The following is a 22,399-nucleotide window of genomic DNA, read 5'->3' as shown; positions in this document are numbered from 1 at the left end:
CGCGTCATGACATGCCGCGCCGCGTCCGGGACACGAGAGTTTCATGCAGGAGGCGTGCCGTTGATGTCGAGCACGTGACCGGCGAGGTAAAGCGAGCCGGTGATCAGGATGCGCGGCGGCACGTCATGGGCGAGCCGTGACAGCGCGCGCAGCGCGGCCTCGACGCCGGGCGCGATCTCGACGCGCATGCCAAAGCTGCGCGCGGCATCCGCAAGCCGGTCGACCGGCATGGCGTTCTCGGTTTCCGGGATCGGCACCGCGATGATGTGGCGGGTAAGGCCGGCGAAATTGGCCAGAAACCCCTGCGCGTCCTTGTTGGCCATCATCCCGGCAATCACGACCAGGGGACGCGACACCCGCTCCTCGAGATCGCCGAGCGCGGCGGCCGCGACGCGGCCGCCCTCCGCGTTGTGTCCGCCATCGAGCCAGATCTCGGAGCCCCGTGGTCCCCAGCCGAGCAGCGCTCCGGAGGTGATCCGCTGCATCCGCGCCGGCCATTCGGCACCGAGGATTCCGGCTTCGAACGCCGCATGAGGTATCTTGAAGGCGCTCAACGCGCGCAGCGTCGCGATCGCAAGGCCGGCATTGTCGAACTGGTGACGGCCGAACAGGCGCGGCGCCGCAAGATCCATCAGACCGCGATCGTCGGAATAGACGAGACGTCCGTGCTCGACATTGACGTGCCAGCCCTCGTTTGCAGCAAACAGCGGCGCACGCATGCGCTTGGCCTGCGCTTCGATCACCGCCGTCGCCTCGCCCGTCTGCTCGGCCGATATCACGGGCACGCCTCGCTTGATGATCCCTGCTTTCTCGCCGGCAATCGCGCTCAAGCTATCCCCGAGGAAATCCATGTGGTCCATGCTGATCGGCGTGATCACGGAGGCCGCGGGCGTATCGATCACGTTGGTCGAATCGAGTCGTCCGCCGAGGCCGACTTCGAGCAGCACCACATCGGCCGGATTTTGCGCGAACAAGTGAAAGGCGGCGGCGGTCTTGAGCTCGAACACGGTCGCGGCCTCGCCGGCATTGACGCGCTCGACCTCCTCAAGCGCGGCACGCAGCTCGTCGTCACCGACCAGCACGCCGCCATTGAGGCGGCCGAGCCGGAAGCATTCGTTGATCCGGACCAGATACGGCGAGGTATAGGCGTGAACGCGCAGGTTTGCTGCTTCGAGCGTTGCGCGGAGATAGGCAAGCGTCGAGCCCTTGCCGTTGGTGCCGGCAATGTGGATTACCGGCGGCAGCTTGCGCTCGGGATGGCCGAGCCGCTCGAGCAGGCGATGCATCCGCTCGAGCCCGAGATCGATACGCTTTTGATGCAGTGCCGAGAGCCGCTCGACTACAGCACCGAGCGACGGCTTTGCGCTGTCAGCGGAGGCGTTCACGCGTGCGGTGCGGCCGGCGCCACTTCGGGGGCCGATACGATCTGCGCCGCGCTCGTCACCGGCTGCGCTGATTTCGACACGACCTCGAGTGCCGGCGACCTGGTCAGGAGGCGGCAGAGTCGCGCCAGGGTGGGGCGCAGGTCGTGACGGTGCACGACCATGTCGACCATGCCGTGCTCCTTCAGGTACTCGGCGCGCTGGAAACCTTCGGGGAGCTTCTCGCGGATGGTCTGCTCGATGACACGGGCGCCGGCAAAGCCGATCAGCGCACCCGGCTCGGCGATCTGCACGTCGCCGAGCATCGCATAGGACGCGGTGACGCCGCCGGTGGTCGGGTTGGTCAGCACCACGATGTAGGGCTGCCTGGCTTCGCGCAGCATCTGCACGGCGACAGTCGTGCGCGGCATCTGCATCAGCGACAAGATGCCTTCCTGCATGCGGGCGCCGCCCGAGGCTGCGAACACGATGAACGGCGACTTCTTCTCGACCGCGAGCTCGAGCCCGCGCACGATGGCTTCGCCCGCGGCCATGCCGAGCGAGCCGCCCATGAAGTCAAAGTCCTGCACGGCGATGACGACGGCGGCGCCTTCGAGCTTGCCGTAGCCGACCTTGATCGCATCGTTCAGATTGGTGCGGGCGCGCGCATCCTTGATGCGATCGGCATATTTCTTTTCGTCGCGGAATTTCAGCGGATCGGGGGCGACCTCCGGCAGAGCGACGTCGAACCAGGTCTCGTTGTCGAAGATCGACTTGAGCCGCGCCACCGCGCCCATGCGCATGTGATAGTTCGAGCCGGGGATGACGAACTGGTTGGCCTCGACGTCCTTGTAGAACACGAGCTGCCCGGAATCCGGGCATTTGATCCACAAATTCTCCGGCGTCTCCCGCCGCAGCATGTTGCGGATTTTCGGCCGGACCACATTGGTGAGCCAGTTCATGGTTTGCTCCGATTAGCCATCCCGCCCTGGGATGGCTTGAAGAGATATATGGCGGCCGGGACTTTCCCCGGCAAGCCGCTATGTGGCCCGCGTTAGAGCATGATCCGGAAAAGTGTGAAGTGGTTTTCCGACAAGATCATGCTCAAACAAAGAGCTAAAGCGCGATGACGATTCAACTCAACCTCATCGCGCTTTAGAAGCGGAATTATGGCCTATTCCGCCGCCTGCGGCGCGCCCCGCACGCCCTGGGCGAGGGATGCGGTCAATTCGGCGACGGCGTCAACGGTCTTGCCGGTGGCGCGCCCCTCCGCATCGAGGCTGTTCTTGAGGGCATCGACCAGCGCGGTGCCGACCACCGCGCCATTGGCGTGCGATGCGATGGCGCGGGCAGCATCCGGCGTCCGGATGCCGAAGCCGACGCAGACCGGCAATTTTGTATGCCGCTTGATGCGCGCAACCGCCTCGCTCACGGCCGTGGCATCGGCAGCAGCCGCACCGGTGATGCCAGTGATGGCGACGTAGTAGACGAAGCCCGAGGTGTTGGCGAGCACGGCCGGCAGGCGCTTGTCGTCGGTCGTCGGTGTCGCCAGGCGGATGAAGTTGAGGCCGGCCTTCATCGCGGGCAGGCAGAGCTCGTCGTCTTCCTCCGGTGGCAGATCGACGATGATGAGGCCATCGACGCCGGCGGTCTTGGCATCGGCGAGAAACTTGTCGACGCCGTAGATGTAGATCGGATTGTAGTAGCCCATCAGCACGATCGGCGTGGCATTGTCGTCCTTGCGGAAGCCGCGCACGAGCTCGAGCGTCTTCTTGAGCGTCATGCCAACCTTGAGCGCGCGCAGGCCCGCTGCCTGGATCGACGGGCCGTCGGCCATCGGATCGGTGAAGGGCATGCCGAGCTCGATCACGTCGGCGCCGGCCTTCGGCAATGCCTTGATGATCTCGAGCGACGTCGCCGGATCGGGATCGCCAGCCATCACGAAGGTGACGAAGGCCGAGCGGCCCTGCTTCTTCAGCTCGGCAAAGCGGGTATCGATACGCGTGGTCACTTGGTCTTGCCCCTCAGGATATCGCCGACTTGCGGGACGTCCTTGTCGCCGCGGCCGGAGAGATTGACGACCATCAAGTGATCCCTGGGCCGCTTCGGCGCGAGCTCCATCACCTTGGCGATGGCATGCGCGGGCTCCAGCGCCGGGATGATGCCTTCGAGCCGCGACAATAGCTGGAATGCTGCGAGCGCCTCGTCGTCGGTCGCGGAGAGATAGTTGACGCGGCCGATCTCGTGCAGCCAGGAATGCTCGGGGCCGATGCCGGGATAGTCGAGACCGGCCGAGATCGAGTGCGCGTCCTGGATCTGGCCGTCCTCGTTCATCAGGAGATAGGTGCGGTTGCCGTGCAGCACGCCGGGACGGCCGCCCGCGATCGAGGCCGCATGCAATTGCGTGAGCCCGTGGCCCGCAGCCTCGACGCCAAAGATCTCGACCGAGGGATCGTCGAGGAAGGGATGGAACAGGCCCATGGCATTGGAGCCGCCGCCGATGCAGGCGACGAGCGAATCGGGCAGCCGGCCTTCGACTTCCTGCATCTGCACCTTGGTCTCATTGCCGATCACCGACTGGAAGTCACGCACCAGCGTCGGATAGGGATGGGGACCAGCCACCGTGCCGATGCAGTAAAAGGTGTTGTGCACGTTGGTGACCCAGTCGCGCAGCGCCTCGTTCATGGCGTCCTTCAGCGTGCGCGTGCCCGATTGCACCGGAAACACCTTGGCGCCCAGCATCTCCATGCGTATGACGTTGGGCTGCTGCCGCTCGACGTCGACGGCGCCCATATAGACCACGCATTCCAGGCCGAAGCGCGCGCAAAGCGTCGCGGTGGCGACGCCGTGCTGGCCGGCGCCGGTCTCGGCGATGATGCGCTTCTTGCCCATGCGCCGCGCCAGCATGATCTGGCCAAGCACGTTGTTCACCTTGTGCGAGCCGGTGTGGTTCAGCTCCTCGCGCTTGAAGTAGATTTTTGCGCCGCCGAGATGCTCGGTGAGGCGCTCGGCGAAATAGAGCGGCGAGGGCCGGCCGACATAGTTCTTGAGATAGCCGTTCATCTCGGCCTGGAAGGCCGGATCGGCCCTGGCCGCGTTGTAGGCCTTCTCCAGATCGAGGATCAGCGGCATCAGGGTTTCGGCGACGAAGCGCCCGCCGAAGATGCCGAAATGGCCGCGCTCGTCCGGGCCGCTGCGGTAGGAGTTTGGTTTGGCGATGTTCATCGTACGCTCAACTCTTGGGTGGCGCGCGCCGCGCGAATAAAGGCTTTGATCATCTCCGGGTCCTTCACGCCGGGGGCGCTCTCGACCCCGGAGGAGACATCGACGCCGCCGGCGCCGGTGAGTCGCAGGGCCTCTGCGACGTTCTGGGCGTGCAACCCGCCGGAGACCATATAGGGCAGCTTCAGATCGAGGTTTTCCAAAAGGTGCCAGTCGAAGGGCGCGCCCAGCCCGCCAGGCCGGGTTGCGTCCTTCGGCGGACGGGCATCGAACAGGATGCGGTCGGCGACCGCGGCGTAGCCGGGCAGCACCGCGAGATCGGCCGCCGTCTCGATCGGCAGCGCCTTCATCACCGGGCGGCCGAACCTCTGCTTGATGTCGCGCAGCCGCGCGGTGCTCTCCTTGCCGTGGAGCTGAAGAATGTCCGGCGACAGCGCGTCCATGATGTTGTCGAGCGTCGCGTCGTCGGCATCCACCGTGAGCGCGACCTTCAGCGCACGCTTCTTGACCTGCCGGCCGAGATCCCGCCCGGTTTCCAGCGACAGATGCCTGGGCGAGGGTGGAAAGAACACGAACCCCACCATGTCGGCGCCGGCGTCGAGCGCGACGTCAAGCGTCTCGCGCGTGGACAGGCCGCAGATTTTGACGAGCAGGGTCATGGTCTCGAAGCGCAAGGAGGCCGCGAAGCCGCGGCCGGAAAAACGGGGTTTTCGATGCGGCCGCTTCTACAACGTCGCGCGCTGCTTGTCTCGCCCGACGGGACCGTAAAGGCCGGCCCCGGTGGGGAGGACCGGCAGCCGCTGCGGATCGGGCCGCGAGGCGGCCGCGGAGGCCCTCAAGTCCGCCAATTCGGACCTCGCCGAGCGCGCATCGGCCTCGTGCCGGCGCGCCGCCCGCCGCCAATGCCGCTGGCCGAACCAGACGGCACAGCCACCGGCCAGCACTCCCAGAAACGCCACCAGGATCAGGAGCAGGAACAACGGCAGGGCGACCGACAGCGACGGATCGGCCGAATTGAAGGGGTCGAAGGAAACCGTGACGAAATGGTGGTTGGCGACGGCGAAGACCACGAGCAGCAGGAAGAACGGAATCACGATCAACGCGGTCAGGAATTTTCGCATCTCGATCGCTCGCCTTGAATCATGCTTGTGGCCGCATCAAGCGGCCACGCCGGTAAACCTGGGCGTCGGCCCTAGTCTGGCGCGCCAGGGTCCGGATGGTCGCGGTTCAGCCGCTCGCGCATTTCCTTGCCCGTTTTGAAGAACGGGACGCTCTTCTGGTCGACGGGCACATGGGCGCCGGTGCGCGGATTGCGCCCTGCGCGCGCGGGGCGATGCTTCACCGAAAAAGCACCGAAGCCGCGCAGCTCGACCCGATCGCCGCGCGCGAGCGCTGCGACGATCTCCTCGAGGATCGCATTCACAATGTTCTCGACATCCCGCTGGTAAAGGTGCGGGTTGTGCTCGGCGATACGCTGAACAAGTTCGGATTTGATCATCGAGAGATAGGACCCGGAAGCGTGCGGATGACCATTTCCGTGAAAATGCCTTGATCTGTCAAGACGCTAAATCAAGCTTGGACAGCGCTAAAGTGCGTGACAAAGGTCTGAAAGGGGGTCTGTCACAGCACAAGCCGAACGGGAAAACCCTCTCGGCCTCGCCCGGTTCCCGGTCAATTTGACGCGGCGGGCTGCCACAGCGCGAGCATTCCGTCCAAACCGATCCGATCGACCGCCTGCGTGACGCCGCTGCGCTCGATCTGATGCGCCAGCGAGCTCAAACCGATGGCTTCGAGCGTGACGGTGGCCGCCGACTTGAGGAATGGCAGATCGCCGAAGCGGGGCTCGAGCTTGTAGTCGCGAACCGGCAGGTCCTTCTTGACGCCCTTCTGCTCGACGAGCCATGTCACCGCAGTTTTCTCGTCGCCGAGCTGGTCGATCAGCTTCAGCTCGATCGCCTGCCGACCGGTGAAAACGCGGCCATCGGCGACTTTCTCGAGCTGCGCGTCATCCATGCCGCGGCGCTCCTTCACCAGTCCCTTGAACCAGGCGTAGGAGTCCTTCACCAGTGCATCGAGCGCGGCCCGCGCTTCGGGGCTGGTGGGTTCGAAGCCGTTCGGCGCAGCCTTCAACGGCGAGGATTTCACCTCCTCGACCTTCACGCCGATGATCTTCAGGAGATCGGCGACGTTCGGATATTGGAACAGCACGCCGATCGAGCCGACCAGCGAGCTTTGCTGGGCGATGATGTGGTCAGCTGCGATCGCGGTGATGTAGCCACCGGAAGCGGCAAGCCCCTCGACCACCACGACGAGCGGCTTCTTCGCCTTCAGCCGCGTCAGCGAATCATAGAGCTGCTCGGAGCCGGCGGTGGTGCCGCCCGGCGAATTGATGTGAACGATGACAGCGGCCGCGCGGGAATTCTCCAGCCGCTCCAGCGCCTGGGTGCGCTCGGAATCGCTGCGGATCAGACCATCGATCTGGACGCGCGCGATCGAGCCGGCGGACGCGAATGTACCGCGCACGCCCGGCGTCGCGACGAGCGCAAAGCCCGCAATCGCCGCGATCGCGACCAGCGCGGCAGCGACGCGCCAGAATGTCAGCTTGCGGCGGATCCGGCGGCGATCGACGATGATGTCCGAATCGAGCGACATCGAAAAATCTCCAAATATGTGGGCTCACGCCTTTTGCAGTCGCAGCGTGACCATCGGCTTATCTGGATACATCAATTGCGACGCAATTTGAAGAAAGCAAGGCTGGTAACCGCGTAGCCCGCATGGAGCGCAGCATAATCCGGGATCGGCTCGCCGCGCAAAGATACCCGGATTTCGCTGCGCTCCATCCGGGCTACGGGCGCAAAAAAGCCCCAGCAAAATGCCGGGGCTTTGATGTTTGCGAAACAAGCGTAACGCTTACTTGTTCTCGCCGCGGTTCTTGAGCGCGGTGCCGAGGATGTCACCGAGCGTCGCCCCCGAATCAGAGGAGCCGTACTGCGCGATGGCTTCCTTCTCCTCGGCAACTTCGAGCGCCTTGATCGACACCTGGACCTTGCGGGCCTTCTTGTCGAACTGGATGACGCGGGCATCGACCTTCTCGCCGACGGCGAAGCGTTCGGCGCGCTGGTCGTTGCGGTCACGGGCGAGCTCGGAGCGCTTGATGAAGGTGGTGAAGTCGGTACCGGTGATCTTCACCTCGATCCCGGCTTCCTTCACTTCGAGCACCTCGCAGGTCACGACCGCGCCCTTCTTGACATCGCCCGGCTCGGCGAATGGGTCGCCTTCGAGCTGCTTGATGCCGAGCGAGATACGCTCCTTCTCGACGTCCACATCGAGCACCACGGCCTTCACCACGTCGCCCTTCTTGTAGTTGTCGATCACCTGCTCGCCCGGAAGCTTCCAGTCGAGGTCGGAGAGGTGAACCATGCCGTCGACGTCGCCCTCGAGACCCAGGAACAGACCGAACTCGGTCTTGTTCTTGACTTCGCCCTCGACCACCGAACCGGTCGGATGTTTCTCGACGAAGACCTCCCACGGGTTGCGCATGGTCTGCTTGAGGCCGAGCGAGATACGGCGCTTGACGGAATCGACTTCCAGCACCTGCACTTCGACTTCCTGCGAGGTCGAGACGATCTTGCCGGGGTGCATGTTCTTCTTGGTCCACGACATCTCGGAGACGTGGATCAGGCCCTCGATGCCCGGCTCGAGCTCGACGAACGCGCCGTAGTCGGTGATGTTGGTGACACGGCCGGTGAAGCGCGCACCCAGCGGGTACTTGGCTTCGATGCCCTGCCACGGATCGTCCAGCAGCTGCTTCATGCCCAGCGAGATGCGGTGCGTCTCGTGGTTGATCTTGATGATCTTGACCTTCACGGTCTGGCCGATCGAGAGCACCTCGGTCGGGTGGTTGACGCGGCGCCACGCGATATCGGTGACGTGCAGGAGGCCGTCGATACCGCCGAGATCAACGAACGCACCGTAGTCGGTGATGTTCTTGACCACGCCGTCGATGACCTGACCCTCTTCGAGGTTCTGCACCAGCTCCTGACGCTGCTCGGCGCGGGTCTCTTCCAGCACCGTGCGGCGGGAGACGACGATGTTGCCGCGGCGGCGATCCATCTTGAGGATCTGGAACGGCTGCGAGTTGTTCATCAGCGGCGCAACGTCGCGGATCGGGCGGATGTCGACCTGCGAGCGCGGCAGGAACGCCACGGCGCCGTCGAGGTCGACGGTGAAGCCGCCCTTGACCTGGTTGAAGATGACGCCGTTGACCTTTTCGTTGTTCTGGAACGCCTTCTCGAGCTTGCCCCAGCTCTCTTCGCGGCGCGCCTTGTCGCGCGACAGCACGGCCTCGCCGAGGGCGTTTTCGATGCGATCGAGGAATACTTCCACCTCATCGCCGACCTTGAGGTCGCTCTCACGGCCGGGGCCGGAAAATTCGCGCAGCGCGACGCGGCCCTCGGTCTTCAGGCCGACGTCGATGACGGCCATGTCCTTTTCGATTGCAACAACCTTGCCCTTGACGACGGAGCTCTCCTGCAGATTACCACCTGCAAAGGACTCATCGAGCATCGCGGCGAAATCGTCACGCGAGGGGCTGTAGGTATTAGCGGAAGTCGAAGCCATTTGTTCTCCAGTTGCGGACGTTTTGCCGGCCGTTGGGTTGATGGGCGTATCGCGCGCGCAGTGTCGGAAGGTCCGCAAAACCTTCGAGCGACCGCTCGCTGCCCCGGGTCTTCCCCTGAAAGCAGCAAGAGCGGGCCGGCGAGAGCCCGCGCGTTCGATACGTTGAATTGTTGCCGGAGCCTCAAATCGTCGCCGGTCCCAAAACGGGGATCGGAATATCGACCTTCAAGAACGGGAGCGGGCTCTTCCTCCAATGACGACCGCGGCTTAAACCCGCGGACGGCCCGCTCGAACGGCCTCGATGATGTCGATGGCGGCCCGGACGCCGCCTTCTATATCCAGTTGGGAGTTATCTAGCAAGTAAGCATCGGGGGCAGGTTTCAGGGGCGCAATCGGCCGATTCTGGTCGCGTTCGTCGCGCGCAATGATGTCGGCCAGCACGGCCGCTTCGTCCGCCTCCTCGCCCCGTGCCCTGGCCTCCATGGTGCGGCGATGGGCACGGACCTTGGGGTCGGCGACGACGAAGATCTTCACGTCCGCATCGGGGCAGATCACGGTTCCAATATCGCGGCCGTCGAGGACAGCGCCGGGCGGGTCGAGGGCGAATTGCCGCTGAAAATTGACCAGGACCTCGCGAACCCTGGGAATTGCGGAGACCATGGAGGCGGCCTCGCCGATCTGCTGGGTCTTGAGGACGGGATTGCCGAATTTTTCCGGATCAAGTTCCAAAGCCACCGCAACGGCGGCCGCCTCGTCACGCAGGTCGGCGCCCGCCTGGATCAGCGCATGGGCGACAGCGCGGTAGATCACGCCGGTATCGAGGTGACGATAGCCGTAATGATGTGCGAGGCGCTTGCCGAGCGTGCCCTTGCCGGAGGCCGCGGGGCCGTCGATGGCGATGATCATGAAAAATCGGCCCCCAGCGAACGCATCATCGGAATGAAGTCGGGAAAGCTGGTGGCGATGAAGGCGGTGTCGTCGACCTTTATGCCCCTGTCGGACGCGCAGCCCATCACCAGCGCCGACATTGCGATCCGGTGATCCATATGGGTGGCGACGAGACCGCCGCCGGGCACGTGGCCCCTGCCCTCGACGATCAGATCATCGCCGGAGATCTCGACCTTCACGCCGTTGACGCGCAACATGTCGGCGGTCGCCGCCAGCCGATCGGATTCCTTGACTCGCAGCTCGTGCAGGCCGCGCATGATGGTCGTGCCTTCGGCGAAGGACGCCGCCACCGCGAGCACCAGATACTCGTCGATCATCGACGGCGCGCGCTCCGGCGGCACCTCGACGCCGCGCAGTTTCGAGGCGCGCACGCGCAAGCTCGCCATCGGCTCGCCGGCATCGCCGCGAACCTCGCTCTCCTCGATCGAGCCGCCCATTTCGCGGAGCGTCGTGAAGAGCCCGGTGCGCAGCGGATTGGTCATGATGTCGGACAGCACGACATCGGAGCCTTCGGCAATCAGCGCGGCAACGACCGGAAAGGCTGCCGAGGAAGGATCGGCGGGCACCACGACAGCGGCGCCGTGCAGCTCAGGCTGGCCGACGAGTGTGATGTGGCGACCATGCCGGCCTTCCGCTACCGACGTGATATCGGCGCCAAAATGCTTGAGCATCAGCTCGGTGTGGTCGCGGCTCGCCTCGCTCTCGATGACGGTCGTCGTCCCCGGCGCGGCCAGGCCCGCCAGCAGCACGGCCGACTTGATCTGGGCCGAGGCCACGGGCGTCTTGTAGGTGATCGGCAGGGGATCGCGCGCGCCCTGGAGCGTCAGCGGAAGACGACCGCCCTCGCCAACGGCGACGACCTTGGCTCCCATTTTCTCCAGCGGATCGAGCACCCGGCCCATGGGACGGCTGCGCAGCGAGGCGTCGCCGTCGAATACCGCCGAGATCGGGCAGCCTGCGACGGCCCCCATCACCAGCCGGCAGCCGGTCCCCGAGTTCCCGAAATCCAGGGGCGCGTTGGGCTGCGCAAAGCCGGCCACGCCGACCCCGCGCACGCGCCAGGCAAAATCCCCGGTGCGCTCGACCGTGGCGCCGAGCGCCTGCATGGACTTGGCGGTGTTGAGGACGTCCTCGCCCTCCAGGAGGCCATTGATCCGAGTTTCGCCGACCGACAGCGCGCCCAGAATGAGCGAGCGGTGCGAAATCGACTTGTCCCCGGGGACCCGTACGTTCCCGGTCAGAGCGCCGCTGGCGCGGGACTGAAGTGGTCTCGGTTGGTCGGAATGAGCCAAGATTGTGTCCTTGAATGCCCGCAGGTGGACCTCGAATGGTCCCCGGGGGCTCGCGGGCGCAGGTATCACATGGTCAGTCCGCCGTCACGGGCATGTCTTTCCTCCGCAATGCGCTATTGACAGCGGGCCGCCAACTAGCCAAGTGAAGCACCGCTTTTCAGACATTCCCAGGATTCCTGCCGTGGCCAAGTCCGAACTCGGAACCAAACGCATTTGCCCGACCACGGGCAAGAAGTTCTATGACCTCAACAAGAATCCGGTGATCTCGCCATATACTGGCGAGGTGGTGCCGATTGCGCCGGTGGCGCCGGCGCGCCCGACCCGCGGCGCCGAAGCGCGCAGCGTGGCCCAGGACACCGCGCCGGAACCGGCCGAGACCGAAGAGATGGTCTCCCTCGAGGAGGCCGATGCCGAGGAGAACACCGGCAAGGTCAAGGCCGCCGTGCCCGAATCAGAGGACGACATCGAGGTCGATGAGACCCTCGAGGACGACGATGACGATGATTCGACCTTCATCGCCGACGACGAAGAGGGTGATGAGGACGTAACCGACATCATTGGTGATGTCGGAGGTGATGAAGAGACTTGAGATAATTCCAGAACTGTGGTTCTGGGTCTTTCCCGACGCGCTGCCCAAGGCGTGCCGGATGGTTAAGGGGCCATAGCTCAGCTGGGAGAGCGCTTGCATGGCATGCAAGAGGTCGGCGGTTCGATCCCGCCTGGCTCCACCACGCTCCGCCCTTCGGGCTACGCGTGGCGCAGCCGCGCGGTGCCCGAAGGGCGAAGACGGACTGCCACACGTTCTATCCCCGCTTCCCCTCAGACGACTGCCCCGACGTGAGCCATCAATGTGGTACGTCTACATCATCCGCAGCATCGAGTTTCCTGATCAGGAATACATCGGTGCCACGGAAGATCTGAAGCGACGGGTCCCGGAGCACAACGCCGGCAGATCCGCTCACACCGCGAAGTTCAAGCCGTGGAAGCTGGTCTGGTACTGCGCTTTCCCTGACAAACTGAAAGCCTTGGCGTTCGAGAAATATCTCAAGTCGCACTCAGGCCGCGCCTTCTCGAAAAAACGGCTCTGCTAGAGCCGCCCGCCCTACTCCCCAATCACCGCATTCAGCCGATCGCGCAACGCGACGATCTCGTTTTTCATCGCGACCAGTTCGGGCACCGTGCAGTCGGATGCGGCCAGGATCGACTGCGGCACGCTGCGCGCCTTGTCTTTCAATGCCTGTCCCTGCGGCGTCAGCGCGATCAGCACCTTGCGCTCGTCCTCGGTCGAGCGCGTGCGCTTGACGAGTTGCGCGGCCTCGAGGCGCTTGAGGAGCGGCGTGAGCGTGCCGGAATCCAGAAACAACCGCTCGCCGATATCCTTCAGCGGCACGCCGTCGCGTTCCCACAGCACCAGCATCACCAGATATTGCGGATAGGTCAGGCCGAGCCGGTCCAGCAGCGGCTTGTAGACGCGGTTGAAGGCATGCGCGGCCGAATAGACCGCAAAGCAGATCTGGTTGTCGAGCCGCAGCGGCTGGTCGGCGGCCAGTTGTTTCCGAGCCATGGAGAACCTTTCGAGATTCGCTTCGCATTGTGAGACGCCGCGACGGCCAATTCAATTGCGAACAATTAAATGTGAGGCTGCCCCATTTTAGATTGCGCGCAATCTAATTGTCTGCAATATGGGCGCACCCCAACCGGAAACCAGGGAGACGACGATGTCCGTGAATGTCCTCTACAAGACCAGCGCCAAGGCCACCGGAGGCCGCGACGGCCATGCTGCGACCCTCGACGGCGCGCTGGACGTGAAGCTCACCACCCCGAAGGAGCTCGGCGGCGGAGGCGGCGCGGGCAACAATCCCGAGCAGCTGTTTGCGGCCGGCTACGCCGCCTGCTTCATCGGCGCGATGAAGTTCGTGGCCTCCCAGGGTGGGCCGAAGGTTCCCGCCGACACCTCGGTGACCTCGACGGTCGGCATCGGTCCGCGCTCGGCGGGCGGGTTTGGCCTCGACGTCGAGCTCGTGGTTTCGCTGCCCGGCGTTCCCCGCGCGGAGGCCGAGGCACTGGTCGAGAAGGCCCATCAGGTTTGCCCGTATTCCAACGCGACCCGTGGCAACGTCGACGTCCGCCTGAAGGTTGCGTGAGGCCAAAGGCGACCCTGGCTGGCCCGAGATCCCCCTCGAGCCAGCCACTCGCCGCCTTGCTACGCCACGTCGCGGGATGGCCGCGGCGGCGCATGCGGCTCTACGCCGGGAGCCATTGCTGGCTCTTGCGAACCTCGCTAGGCCTGTGATCGAACAGAGATCAACGAGCCGAAACGAAGGTTGCCGTCATGACTTCCGAAGTAGCAATCGGTGCGATGAGTGGACTGCGCGTCATCGATCTCACGCGCGTGCTCGGCGGCCCCTATTGCACGCAGATTCTCGCCGACCACGGCGCCGACGTAATCAAGGTCGAGCCGCCCGCGGGCGATGAGGTGCGCGAGTGGGGACCTCCCTTCCATGAGGAGGACGCGGCCTACTTCGTCGGCATCAACCGCAACAAGCGCTCGATCGGCCTCGACCTCGCCTCCGAAGGCGGCCGCGCCGTGCTGCTCAAGATGCTGGAGACGGCCGACGTCCTGATCGAGAATTTCAAGCCCGGCACGCTGGAGAAATGGGGCATCGGCAACGAGGTGCTGCGCGAAAGATTTCCGCGCCTCGTGCATTGCCGGATCTGCGGTTTCGGCGCCGACGGCCCGCGCGGCGGCAATCCCGGCTACGATGCCATCATCCAGGCCATGACCGGCATGATCGCGGCGACTGGCTCCAGGGAAAGCGGACCGATGCGGATCGGCGTGCCGCTGGTCGACATCACCACCGGACTCTATGCCGCGATCGGCATTTTGATGGCGCTGTCGGAGCGGCAGCGCTCAGGGCTTGGGCAATTCCTCGAGACCACGCTCTACGAGACCGGCCTCGCCATCATGCATCCGCACACCGCGAACTACTTCATGCACGGCAAGCCCCCCGGCCTGACCGGCAACGAACATCCCAATCTCGTGCCCTATGCGATCTTCCCGACCAAAACCGACGACATCTTCATCGGCGTCGGCAATGACGGCACGTTCCGCAAGCTGGCCAAGGAGATCGGCAAGCCCGAGCTCGGCACGGACCCGCGCTTTGCGCGCAACAAGGACCGCATCGCCAATCGCGAGGCGCTGCGCGCCGAGCTTGCCGCGGTGTTCAGCCAGCACGAGGCCGAGCCGCTGTGCGACCGCCTGCTCGCGGCCGGACTGCCCGCGGGCCCCGTGCAGAAGATCGACCAGGCATTGAACAATCCGCATACGATCTACCGCGGCGACGTCATCGAGAAGGACTGGTACAAGGGCGTCGCCTCGCCGATCCGGCTCGATCGCAGCAAGCCGAGCCTGCGCCGCGTGCCGCCGAAATTCAGCCAGCACGCCGCAGAGGTGCTCGGCGAGTTCGGATATTCCGGGGCCGAGATCGAGACGTTGGTCGAGAACGGCGTGGTCTGCGGTCCCGAGCGCAAGCGCTGAGGGTTGTGACGGGAAAAGAGCGCACGGCACCGACGCTGCGCTCCCTCCCCCTTCTCGCGGGGGAGGGTTGGGGAGAGGGTGTCTCCCCAACGGGACAATCCACCAGAGGATGGAGCCCTCACCCGGCGCTGCGCGCCGACCTCTCCCGCAAGCAGGAGAGGTTAAGGGGAGCCCGGAGCTGCACCGATTCTACGTACGCCATTCGCCGCCGACGGTACTCGCTTTTCGCCCAACGATGCCGCACTGCGGCGCGACGCACGATAGTGCGCCGCGGACGGCCTGCCTTGCGAAGGCCTCTTCGCCTATTTGACGGCTTCCCTTTTGCGGCGCTTGCCGCTTTCGTTTCGGCCGCTTACACAGTCACGTGAACGTCACATGGCGCTGCTAGCGCAAGCGCACTTTGATGACGGCCCAAGGGAGGTTTACTTGATGGCTCTTCGACAATTTGCTGCGGCTGCCACCATTGCCGCCACGTTCGGCTTTGCCGCCTCGCCTGCGCTGGCCGCGACCGAAATTCAGTGGTGGCACGCGATGACGGGCGCGAACAACGACGTCATCGTCAAGCTCGCCAACGACTTCAATGCGTCGCAGAGCGACTACAAGGTGATTCCGACCTACAAGGGCAACTACGCCGACACGATGAACGCCGGCATCGCGGCCTTCCGCGCTGGCAATGCGCCGCACATCATGCAGGTCTTCGAGGTCGGCACCGCGACCATGATGGCCGCGACCGGCGCCGTCAAACCGGTCTACAAGCTGATGGCCGAGACCGGCGAGAAGTTCGACCCCAAGGCCTACCTGCCCGCGATCACCGGCTACTATTCGACCTCGAAGGGCGAAATGCTGTCCTTCCCCTTCAACTCGTCATCCACGGTGATGTGGATCAATCTCGACGCGCTCAAGAAGGCCAACATCGCCGACATTCCGAAGACCTGGCCGGAAGTGTTCGACGATGCGAAGAAGCTGAAGGCCGCCGGCTATTCCACCTGCGGCTTCTCCGGCTCCTGGGTGACCTGGGTCAACCTCGAGCAGCTCTCCGCCTGGCACAACGTGCCGCTCTCGACCAAGGCCAATGGTCTCGACGGCTTCGACACCGTTCTTGAGTTCAACGGTCCGCTGCAGGTCAAGCATCTCGAGAACCTCGTCGAGTTGCAGAAGGACAAGACCTACGACTATGCCGGCCGCACCAACACCGGCGAGGGTCGCTTCACCTCCGGCGAATGCCCGATCTACCTGACCTCCTCGGCCTTCTTCGGCAACGTCAAGGCACAGGCCAAGTTCAACTTCACCGCGGTGCCGATGCCCTACTATCCGGACGTCAAGGGCGCCCCGCAGAACTCGATCATCGGCGGCGCCTCGCTGTGGATCATGGGTGGCAAATCGGCCGACGAGTACAAGGGCGTCGCCAAATTCCTGACCTTCCTGTCGGACACCGATCGTCAGGTCTACATCCACAAGGCGTCCGGTTATCTGCCGATCACCAAGGCGGCCTACGAGAAGGCGAAGGCCGAGGGCTTCTACAAGGATCAGCCCTATCTCGAAACGCCGCTGATCGAGCTGACCAACAAGGAGCCGACCGAGAATTCGCGCGGCCTGCGGCTCGGCAACATGGTGCAGCTCCGCGACGTCTGGTCGGAAGAGATCGAGCAGGCGCTCGCCGGCAAGAAGACCGCCAAGCAGGCGCTCGACGCCGCCGTCGAACGCGGCAACACGATGCTCCGGCAGTTCGAAAAGACCGCCGTGAAATAAGGCGATGGGCGGCAGGCCGATCGCGCGACCTGCCGCCCCACCTCACATCATGCAAAAGCAAGCCATTTTCCAATCAAGGCTATTGCCGTTCGCGCTGGTTGCACCGCAGCTCGCGATCGTCCTGATCTTTTTCTACTGGCCTGCACTGCAGGCCGTCATCCAATCCTTCCTGCTGCAGGACGCCTTCGGTCTTTCGACGAGTTTCGTCTGGTTCGACAACTACGTCGAACTGTTCAAGGAGCCCGCCTATTTCGAGGCGATCGTCCGGACCTTCTTCTTCTCGTTTGCGATCGCGCTCTCGTCGCTGTCCCTGGCGCTGCTGCTGGCCGTGATGGCGGACAGGCCGATGCGCGGCGGCATGCTGTATCGCACGCTGCTGATCTGGCCCTATGCGGTCGCCCCGCCGGTCGTCGGCGTGCTCTGGATCTTCATGCTGCATCCCTCGCTCGGTGTCCTCTCGCGCTATCTGCGCGACATGGGAATCGACTGGAATCCGCTGCTCAATGGCAATCAGGCAGCAACGCTGGTCATCCTCGCCGCCGCCTGGAAGCAGATCTCCTACAATTTCCTGTTCTTCCTTGCCGGGCTTCAGGCCATCCCGAAGAGCGTGATGGAGGCGGCGGCGATCGACGGCGCCCGCCCAATGCGGCGGTTCTGGACCGTGACCTTCCCGCTGCTGTCACCGACCATCTTCTTCCTCCTGGTCATCAACATCGTCTACGCCTTCTTCGACACCTTCGGCATCATCGATACGATGACACGTGGCGGTCCTGGAACATCGACGGTAACACTGGTCTACAAGGTCTATACCGAGGGGCTCCTGGGCGGAAATCTCGGCAGCTCCGCGGCACAGTCGGTGATCCTGATGATGCTCGTCATCGTGCTGACGGCAATCCAGTTCCGCTTCGTCGAACGCAAGGTGACCTACTGATGGTCGAGGAAGAGGGCATCCGCCGCTACGTCGCCCATATCATCCTGTGGATCGGGATCGCGATCGTCGCCTTCCCCGTCTACATCGCGATCGTCGCCTCCACCCAGGACAACGCGCTGATCGCCAACGGTCAGATGTCGCTCTTGCCGGGCGGACATTTCTTCGAGGTCTACTACCAGACGATTTTCGTCGGCACGAGCGGCTCGACTCGCGAGCCGGTTGGCAACATGATGTTCAACTCGCTTGTCATGGCGCTGCTGATCGCGGTCGGCAAGATCGCGATCTCGATCATCTCGGCCTATGCGATCGTCTATTTCCGCTTTCCATTCCGGATGGCGATCTTCTGGATCATCTTCATCACGTTGATGCTGCCGGTCGAGGTGCGCATCTATCCGACCTACAAGATCGTCGCCGACCTGCACATGCTCGACAGCTTTGCCGGCCTGTCGCTGCCGCTGATCGCATCGGCCACCGCGACGTTGCTGTTCCGCCAGTTCTTCATGACGGTGCCGGACGAGCTCCTGGAAGCCTCGCGTATCGACGGCGCCGGGCCCCTGCGGTTCTTCTGGGATACGCTGCTGCCGCTCTCGCGCACCAACATGGCGGCACTGTTCGTGATCCTCTTCATCCTCGGCTGGAATCAGTATCTCTGGCCGCTGTTGATCACGACCCGCGACGACATGCAGACCATCCAGGTCGGCATCCGCAAGATGATGACCACCAACGATGCGCTTACCGAATGGCCGATCGTGATGGCGACGGCCGTGCTCGCGATGCTGCCGCCGGTGTTCGTCGTCGTCGCGATGCAGAAATTGTTCGTGCGCGGCCTGGTCGAGACGGAAAAGTGAGTTTTCATGGCTAACGTCACTCTGCGCAACGTCCGCAAGACCTATCCCGGCGGCTTCGAGGCCATCAAGGGCGTCGACGTCGATGTGGGCGACGGCCAGTTCTGCGTGCTGGTCGGCCCCTCCGGCTGCGGCAAGTCGACGCTGCTCCGCATGGTCGCGGGGCTCGAGACCATCACCGGCGGCGAGATCGACATCGGCGGCCGCGTCGTCAACCAGGTCGAGCCCGCCGACCGCGACATCGCGATGGTGTTCCAGAACTACGCGCTCTATCCGCATATGAGCGTCTACAACAACATGGCCTATGGCCTGCGCAATCGCGGCATGGCGGAGGCCGAGATCAAGACCCGTGTCGAGGAAGCCGCGCGCGTGCTCGAGCTCGCACCGATGCTCGAGCGCAAGCCGCGCCAGCTCTCAGGCGGTCAGCGACAGCGCGTCGCCATGGGCCGCGCCATCGTGCGGCAGCCAAAAGTGTTCCTGTTCGACGAGCCGCTGTCCAATCTCGATGCCAAGCTGCGCATCGCGATGCGCGTCGAGATCCGCAAATTGCAGCGCCGGCTGAACACCACGTCGATCTACGTCACCCACGACCAGCTCGAGGCGATGACGCTGGCCGACATCCTCGTCGTGATGAATGGCGGCCAGGTCGAGCAGATCGGCAATCCGCTCGCGATCTACGAGAAGCCGGCCACGACGTTCGTCGCGTCCTTCATCGGCGCCCCGCCGATGAATCTGATGTCGACGCGGCCGGACGAGATCAAGACGCAGCTCGGCAGCAATGGCCGCGTGGCGGAAGCCGGCATCCTCGGCATCCGCCCGGAGGACTTCGTCATCACCGACCAGACGCCCGCCGGCGGCGTCGCGCTCGCCCTCACCGTGGAAGCGATCGAGCGGGTCGGCGCCGAGACCTTCGTCTATGGCTCGCGCCGGCAGGACGAGCAGCAGGTCGCAGCGACGCCCGGCGAGCTGCCGCCCGGCGAGGTCATCGTCCGGATCCCCGGAGCCGAGGCCCCGCCGATCGGCGCGAAAATCCGGGTCGCGGCAGTCCGCCAAAAGCTGCATCTGTTCAGCGGCGACGGGCGGACGCGGATCGAGGCCTGAGTCAGCGCCAGACGGCCCGCCCGCTGCCGTAGCCGGGGTGTTTCGCCTCAAAATCATCGAGAAGCAGCAAACGAGCTGTCTTGAGCGTTTCGATGCCGTCACCGCAGGCGCCTAGGTTGCGTGCATCCTCTATCAAGTCATAGAGGGCAAGCATGAACTGCTGATAGTCCTCGGCGTTGCCCGGCTGCGGCACACCATATGAATCGGGCATGGGAATTCTCGATTACTGGTGCGATATCTTAAAACAACCCCATGCACAGTAGAAGGGGACTTGTTTTCATTGGCATAATTCGTCCCGAAACGTCATCGTGCTCAGACTTGCGTCTCAGGGCGACGGCGAGGTCCGGCCCTTACGATCTGTAAGCATCTGCGATGGCAAAATGACCGCGCTGGGCGTCACGGCCCATCCACAGCCCCCGGCTAGGTGCTTGAACCCGCTCGGGGATATGCCCATATTGGGTCACAAGGGGTGCCATTCAGGGCCCTGAAACGTCAAAGTCGCTTTCCGCGAGGACTTTGTAAACTATGTCTCGTGTTCCCACGTTATCCAGTCCGTTCCTGCTGGGCTTCGACGAGATCGAGCGCGTGCTCGATCGGGTCGTCAAAGGCGCCGACGGCTACCCTCCCTACAATATCGAGAGGTGTGACCGGTCGGACGGCCAGCCCGAGCGGTTACGCATCACGCTGGCGGTCGCCGGCTTCACCCGCGACCAACTCGATGTAACCATTGAGGAAAACCAGCTCGTGATCCGCGGGCGTCAGCAGGACGACAAGACCCGGCAATACATCCATCGCGGCATCGCCGCGCGCCACTTCCAGCGCACGTTCGTGCTGGCGGAGGGGATGCTGGTGCTGGGTGCGGATCTGAAGAACGGGCTGTTGTCGATCGATCTCGCCCGGCCGGAACCGGAAAGGATCGTTAAGACAATCGCTATCAATGAGCACGAATAATGGAACGAGTAGCGGACTCGACCGCTTAGTTTCGAGAGAGGAGTCGAGACCATGAGTAACGGTCACGTTGCGTTCGAATACGAAGCCAACAACGTCTCACCGGAGACGCTGGCAACCCTCGGCGAGGGCCACATCGCCTATGTGAAGCAGATCCGCTCGGAGGACGTGCCCGACCTGTTTCCCGAGGCGCCCAAGATTGCGCCGGGCCTGAAACTCTTCGCGCTCCACGCCGCCGACGGCACGCCGATCATGCTGACCGACAGCCGCGAAGCCGCGATCGCCAATGCCTGGAGCAACGAATTGCAGGCGGTGAGCGTGCACTGAGCGCACGCGTTTCGCAGATGAATTCCAAGCGGGCATGCCTTCATGCGAGGGCATGCCCGCTTTCTTTTTGAGGGGAGCAACCGGAATAGGCTGCCGGCGGCGGTTCCGGCGCAAACTGGATAGTCTTTGCGCGAAATGGATGGAAATGCTCCGCCACCCCGGGGCCGATGCCCGATGATTATTCTATATAATTATAACATCGAGCCGATTATGAGATAGCCCCCGTTGCCCGACGACACTTTCTACGTAGCTCCGGCCCTGTCGGGCTCCGGCTTTGACGCATTGCTCGCCTCGTTTGCCTCATTTGCGCCCACGATCAAACCTTTACCGCCCAAGATAGATACCGCATTCCACTGGCGTTCGGACGTCGTCATGGGACCAGGAATCAGCGTCTTGAGGACTCGGGTTTCCGGCGACTGGTCCTATTCCTGTGAGGCCGTTCAGGCAGACCTTGCGATAGGCTTTCTCGGCGCCGGCGCCTCCGACATGGTCGTGGGTACCAGACCCGTGCAACGGACGACGTCAACCGTCACTCTCGTCGCGCTTCCGATGCTGCAGCATCACAAGATCAGGACATCTGCCGACGGAAACCATTCGAACGTCATACTGAAGTTCGATGCTGGCATCGTCGCGAAAATGCTCAGCGCAATGTTCGGCAACGCCGCGCTGACGAACCTGGATCTCGCTCCGACCGTCGCTCTCTCGACGGGCACGGGACAGACCCTGCATCAGCTTGCCCGCACGATCGTCCTGGGCATGCATGATCCGCAGATCCTGAAGCACTCGTCGAAAGCGATGGCTCTGTTGACGGAAGCCACCCTGCGGCTCGTCTTCGAGAATGTGCCCCACAGCCTGAGCGGTCGGCTGGATCGTCGGACACCCGACGTGACGCCACGGCACGTCCGGCAGGCCATCGAGCACATGCGCGCCAATCTTCATCTACCGCTGACGATGGTCGACGTAGCGGTCGCCGTTGGCGTGAGCGAGCGCTCCCTGCAGCTCGGATTCCGCAGGTTTCACGATACAACGCCTGCGGCTTTCTTGCGACGAATCCGGCTGGAAGCCGTCCATGCGGAATTATCGAGCCCCGAAAACGAGCTGCCCGTGTACGAGGTCGCCTTGAAATGGGGCTTTACACATATGGGCCGTTTCGCCGCGCAATACCGTGCGGTGTTCGGTGCCTACCCATCGGAAACCGTCAAGCGCGCATTTCCGGACGATTAGGGCGTTGCTGCCGGAGCGTTGACGCTGACGCCGGATCCGGCGTGGTCGCGGCGCGCCTGGCAAGCGCCCCGTCAATCCTGGATGCAGCATCGCCCAGCCGACGAGAGAGGTCGGCCACCCCTGCGAGACTGGACGAAAGCTGCGACCTCGCAGACGTCAATTGCGCCTCGATCCTCTGGCGATCACCTGGCTCGATCACTGTGCTCTGCAAATCGTCTAAAGCGTGATGGCATTAAGTTCGATAGCCTGAATTTTTGAGGTAGTTGGCGCATTCCTCGGGGGTGAAGGCATCG

At 63.8% G+C, this 22,399-nt stretch carries 24 protein-coding genes and 1 tRNA gene; 12 read left to right on the top strand and 13 right to left on the bottom strand.

All coding sequences use genetic code 11. The features are described from left to right. Nucleotides 1–41 precede the first annotated feature (41 nt). The 11 genes from SO140_RS06105 to aroA form a co-directional block, all read right to left on the bottom strand. On the bottom strand, nt 42–1,385 hold the full coding sequence (locus SO140_RS06105) for a bifunctional folylpolyglutamate synthase/dihydrofolate synthase (RefSeq protein ID WP_449381528.1): 1,344 nt from the start codon (nt 1,383–1,385) through the stop codon (nt 42–44). After that, on the bottom strand, nt 1,382–2,323 hold the full coding sequence (gene accD, locus SO140_RS06100) for an acetyl-CoA carboxylase, carboxyltransferase subunit beta (RefSeq protein WP_449381527.1): 942 nt from the start codon (nt 2,321–2,323) through the stop codon (nt 1,382–1,384). Before accD ends, SO140_RS06105 begins: the two co-directional genes overlap by 4 nt. Before the next feature lie 212 nt (nt 2,324–2,535). Next, entirely contained in the window at nt 2,536–3,372 is an 837-nt protein-coding gene (gene trpA / locus SO140_RS06095; RefSeq protein ID WP_449381526.1) for a tryptophan synthase subunit alpha, read from the bottom strand. Continuing rightward, nucleotides 3,369–4,586, bottom strand: coding sequence for a tryptophan synthase subunit beta (gene trpB / locus SO140_RS06090; RefSeq protein ID WP_449381525.1), 1,218 nt, complete (start codon nt 4,584–4,586; stop codon nt 3,369–3,371). Before trpB ends, trpA begins: the two co-directional genes overlap by 4 nt. Then, the gene (locus tag SO140_RS06085; RefSeq protein ID WP_449381524.1) at nt 4,583–5,242 is read right to left on the bottom strand and encodes a phosphoribosylanthranilate isomerase; all 660 of its coding nucleotides are present in this window, start codon (nt 5,240–5,242) and stop codon (nt 4,583–4,585) included. The genes trpB and SO140_RS06085 overlap by 4 nt, the downstream gene beginning before the upstream one ends. A gap of 66 nt (nt 5,243–5,308) precedes the next feature. Then, nucleotides 5,309–5,704 carry a lipopolysaccharide assembly protein LapA domain-containing protein gene (locus SO140_RS06080; RefSeq protein WP_449381523.1) on the bottom strand — a complete coding sequence of 132 codons (396 nt, stop codon included), beginning with the start codon at nt 5,702–5,704 and terminating at the stop codon, nt 5,309–5,311. Nucleotides 5,705–5,775: 71 nt separating this feature from the next. Next, the gene (locus tag SO140_RS06075; RefSeq protein WP_007598410.1) at nt 5,776–6,081 is read right to left on the bottom strand and encodes an integration host factor subunit beta; all 306 of its coding nucleotides are present in this window, start codon (nt 6,079–6,081) and stop codon (nt 5,776–5,778) included. Nucleotides 6,082–6,254: 173 nt separating this feature from the next. Further along, nucleotides 6,255–7,235 carry a signal peptide peptidase SppA gene (gene sppA, locus SO140_RS06070; RefSeq protein WP_449381522.1) on the bottom strand — a complete coding sequence of 327 codons (981 nt, stop codon included), beginning with the start codon at nt 7,233–7,235 and terminating at the stop codon, nt 6,255–6,257. Nucleotides 7,236–7,493: 258 nt separating this feature from the next. Beyond that, nucleotides 7,494–9,203: a 30S ribosomal protein S1 gene (rpsA, locus tag SO140_RS06065; RefSeq protein WP_449381521.1), complete on the bottom strand. Its 1,710-nt coding sequence runs from the start codon at nt 9,201–9,203 to the stop codon at nt 7,494–7,496. A gap of 267 nt (nt 9,204–9,470) precedes the next feature. After that, complete coding sequence (cmk, locus tag SO140_RS06060; RefSeq protein ID WP_449381520.1) at nt 9,471–10,109, bottom strand: (d)CMP kinase; 639 nt, start codon at nt 10,107–10,109, stop codon at nt 9,471–9,473. Next, a complete protein-coding gene (gene aroA, locus SO140_RS06055; protein WP_449381519.1) occupies nt 10,106–11,443 on the bottom strand; it encodes a 3-phosphoshikimate 1-carboxyvinyltransferase in 1,338 nt (445 codons plus the stop codon). Before aroA ends, cmk begins: the two co-directional genes overlap by 4 nt. Before the next feature lie 181 nt (nt 11,444–11,624). Between aroA and SO140_RS06050 the strand changes: the two genes are divergently transcribed. The 3 genes from SO140_RS06050 to SO140_RS06040 all read left to right on the top strand — a co-directional run bounded on the left by SO140_RS06050 (nt 11,625) and on the right by SO140_RS06040 (nt 12,534). Then, nucleotides 11,625–12,032 carry a TIGR02300 family protein gene (locus tag SO140_RS06050; RefSeq protein ID WP_449381518.1) on the top strand — a complete coding sequence of 136 codons (408 nt, stop codon included), beginning with the start codon at nt 11,625–11,627 and terminating at the stop codon, nt 12,030–12,032. Nucleotides 12,033–12,098: 66 nt separating this feature from the next. Next, nucleotides 12,099–12,174 (top strand) — tRNA-Ala (locus tag SO140_RS06045). Between the two features lie 117 nt (nt 12,175–12,291). Next, nucleotides 12,292–12,534, top strand: a complete 243-nt coding sequence (locus tag SO140_RS06040) for a GIY-YIG nuclease family protein (RefSeq protein WP_449381517.1) — start codon at nt 12,292–12,294, stop codon at nt 12,532–12,534. A gap of 11 nt (nt 12,535–12,545) precedes the next feature. Here the strand turns inward: SO140_RS06040 and SO140_RS06035 are convergent, their stop codons facing one another. Continuing rightward, complete coding sequence (locus tag SO140_RS06035; RefSeq protein WP_449381516.1) at nt 12,546–13,007, bottom strand: MarR family winged helix-turn-helix transcriptional regulator; 462 nt, start codon at nt 13,005–13,007, stop codon at nt 12,546–12,548. 154 nt (nt 13,008–13,161) lie between these two features. On the opposite strand from SO140_RS06035, the gene SO140_RS06030 reads away from it, so the two are divergent. The 6 genes from SO140_RS06030 (at nt 13,162) to SO140_RS06005 (ending at nt 19,607) form a co-directional block, all read left to right on the top strand. Then, nucleotides 13,162–13,587, top strand: coding sequence for an organic hydroperoxide resistance protein (locus SO140_RS06030; RefSeq protein ID WP_449381515.1), 426 nt, complete (start codon nt 13,162–13,164; stop codon nt 13,585–13,587). A 188-nt stretch (nt 13,588–13,775) separates the two neighbouring features. After that, nucleotides 13,776–14,981 (top strand): CaiB/BaiF CoA transferase family protein, encoded by a 1,206-nt coding sequence (locus SO140_RS06025; RefSeq protein ID WP_449381514.1) that lies wholly within the window; start codon nt 13,776–13,778, stop codon nt 14,979–14,981. 429 nt (nt 14,982–15,410) lie between these two features. Then, nucleotides 15,411–16,730: a sn-glycerol-3-phosphate ABC transporter substrate-binding protein UgpB gene (gene ugpB / locus SO140_RS06020; RefSeq protein ID WP_449381513.1), complete on the top strand. Its 1,320-nt coding sequence runs from the start codon at nt 15,411–15,413 to the stop codon at nt 16,728–16,730. Between the two features lie 49 nt (nt 16,731–16,779). Then, nucleotides 16,780–17,661, top strand: a complete 882-nt coding sequence (ugpA, locus tag SO140_RS06015) for a sn-glycerol-3-phosphate ABC transporter permease UgpA (protein WP_449381512.1) — start codon at nt 16,780–16,782, stop codon at nt 17,659–17,661. After that, nucleotides 17,661–18,509: a sn-glycerol-3-phosphate ABC transporter permease UgpE gene (ugpE, locus tag SO140_RS06010; protein ID WP_449381511.1), complete on the top strand. Its 849-nt coding sequence runs from the start codon at nt 17,661–17,663 to the stop codon at nt 18,507–18,509. The genes ugpA and ugpE overlap by 1 nt, the downstream gene beginning before the upstream one ends. Nucleotides 18,510–18,515: 6 nt before the next feature. Next, a complete protein-coding gene (locus SO140_RS06005; protein WP_449381510.1) occupies nt 18,516–19,607 on the top strand; it encodes a sn-glycerol-3-phosphate import ATP-binding protein UgpC in 1,092 nt (363 codons plus the stop codon). A 1-nt stretch (nt 19,608) separates the two neighbouring features. Here SO140_RS06005 and SO140_RS06000 read toward each other — a convergent pair whose 3' ends face one another. Next, nucleotides 19,609–19,818 carry a hypothetical protein gene (locus SO140_RS06000; RefSeq protein WP_449381509.1) on the bottom strand — a complete coding sequence of 70 codons (210 nt, stop codon included), beginning with the start codon at nt 19,816–19,818 and terminating at the stop codon, nt 19,609–19,611. Nucleotides 19,819–20,132: 314 nt separating this feature from the next. On the opposite strand from SO140_RS06000, the gene SO140_RS05995 reads away from it, so the two are divergent. The 3 genes from SO140_RS05995 to SO140_RS05985 all read left to right on the top strand — a co-directional run bounded on the left by SO140_RS05995 (nt 20,133) and on the right by SO140_RS05985 (nt 22,106). Continuing rightward, entirely contained in the window at nt 20,133–20,558 is a 426-nt protein-coding gene (locus SO140_RS05995; RefSeq protein WP_011083554.1) for an Hsp20 family protein, read from the top strand. A 51-nt stretch (nt 20,559–20,609) separates the two neighbouring features. Then, nucleotides 20,610–20,882 carry a BQ00720 family protein gene (locus SO140_RS05990; RefSeq protein WP_027528273.1) on the top strand — a complete coding sequence of 91 codons (273 nt, stop codon included), beginning with the start codon at nt 20,610–20,612 and terminating at the stop codon, nt 20,880–20,882. 225 nt (nt 20,883–21,107) lie between these two features. Beyond that, complete coding sequence (locus SO140_RS05985; protein WP_449381508.1) at nt 21,108–22,106, top strand: AraC family transcriptional regulator; 999 nt, start codon at nt 21,108–21,110, stop codon at nt 22,104–22,106. The last annotated feature ends 293 nt before the right edge of the window (nt 22,107–22,399 follow it).

It is taken from the genome of Bradyrhizobium sp. UFLA05-108, assembly GCF_059803455.1.
Note: the sequence above shows the minus strand (reverse complement) of the source record. Positions and strands in the feature narration are given on the sequence as shown.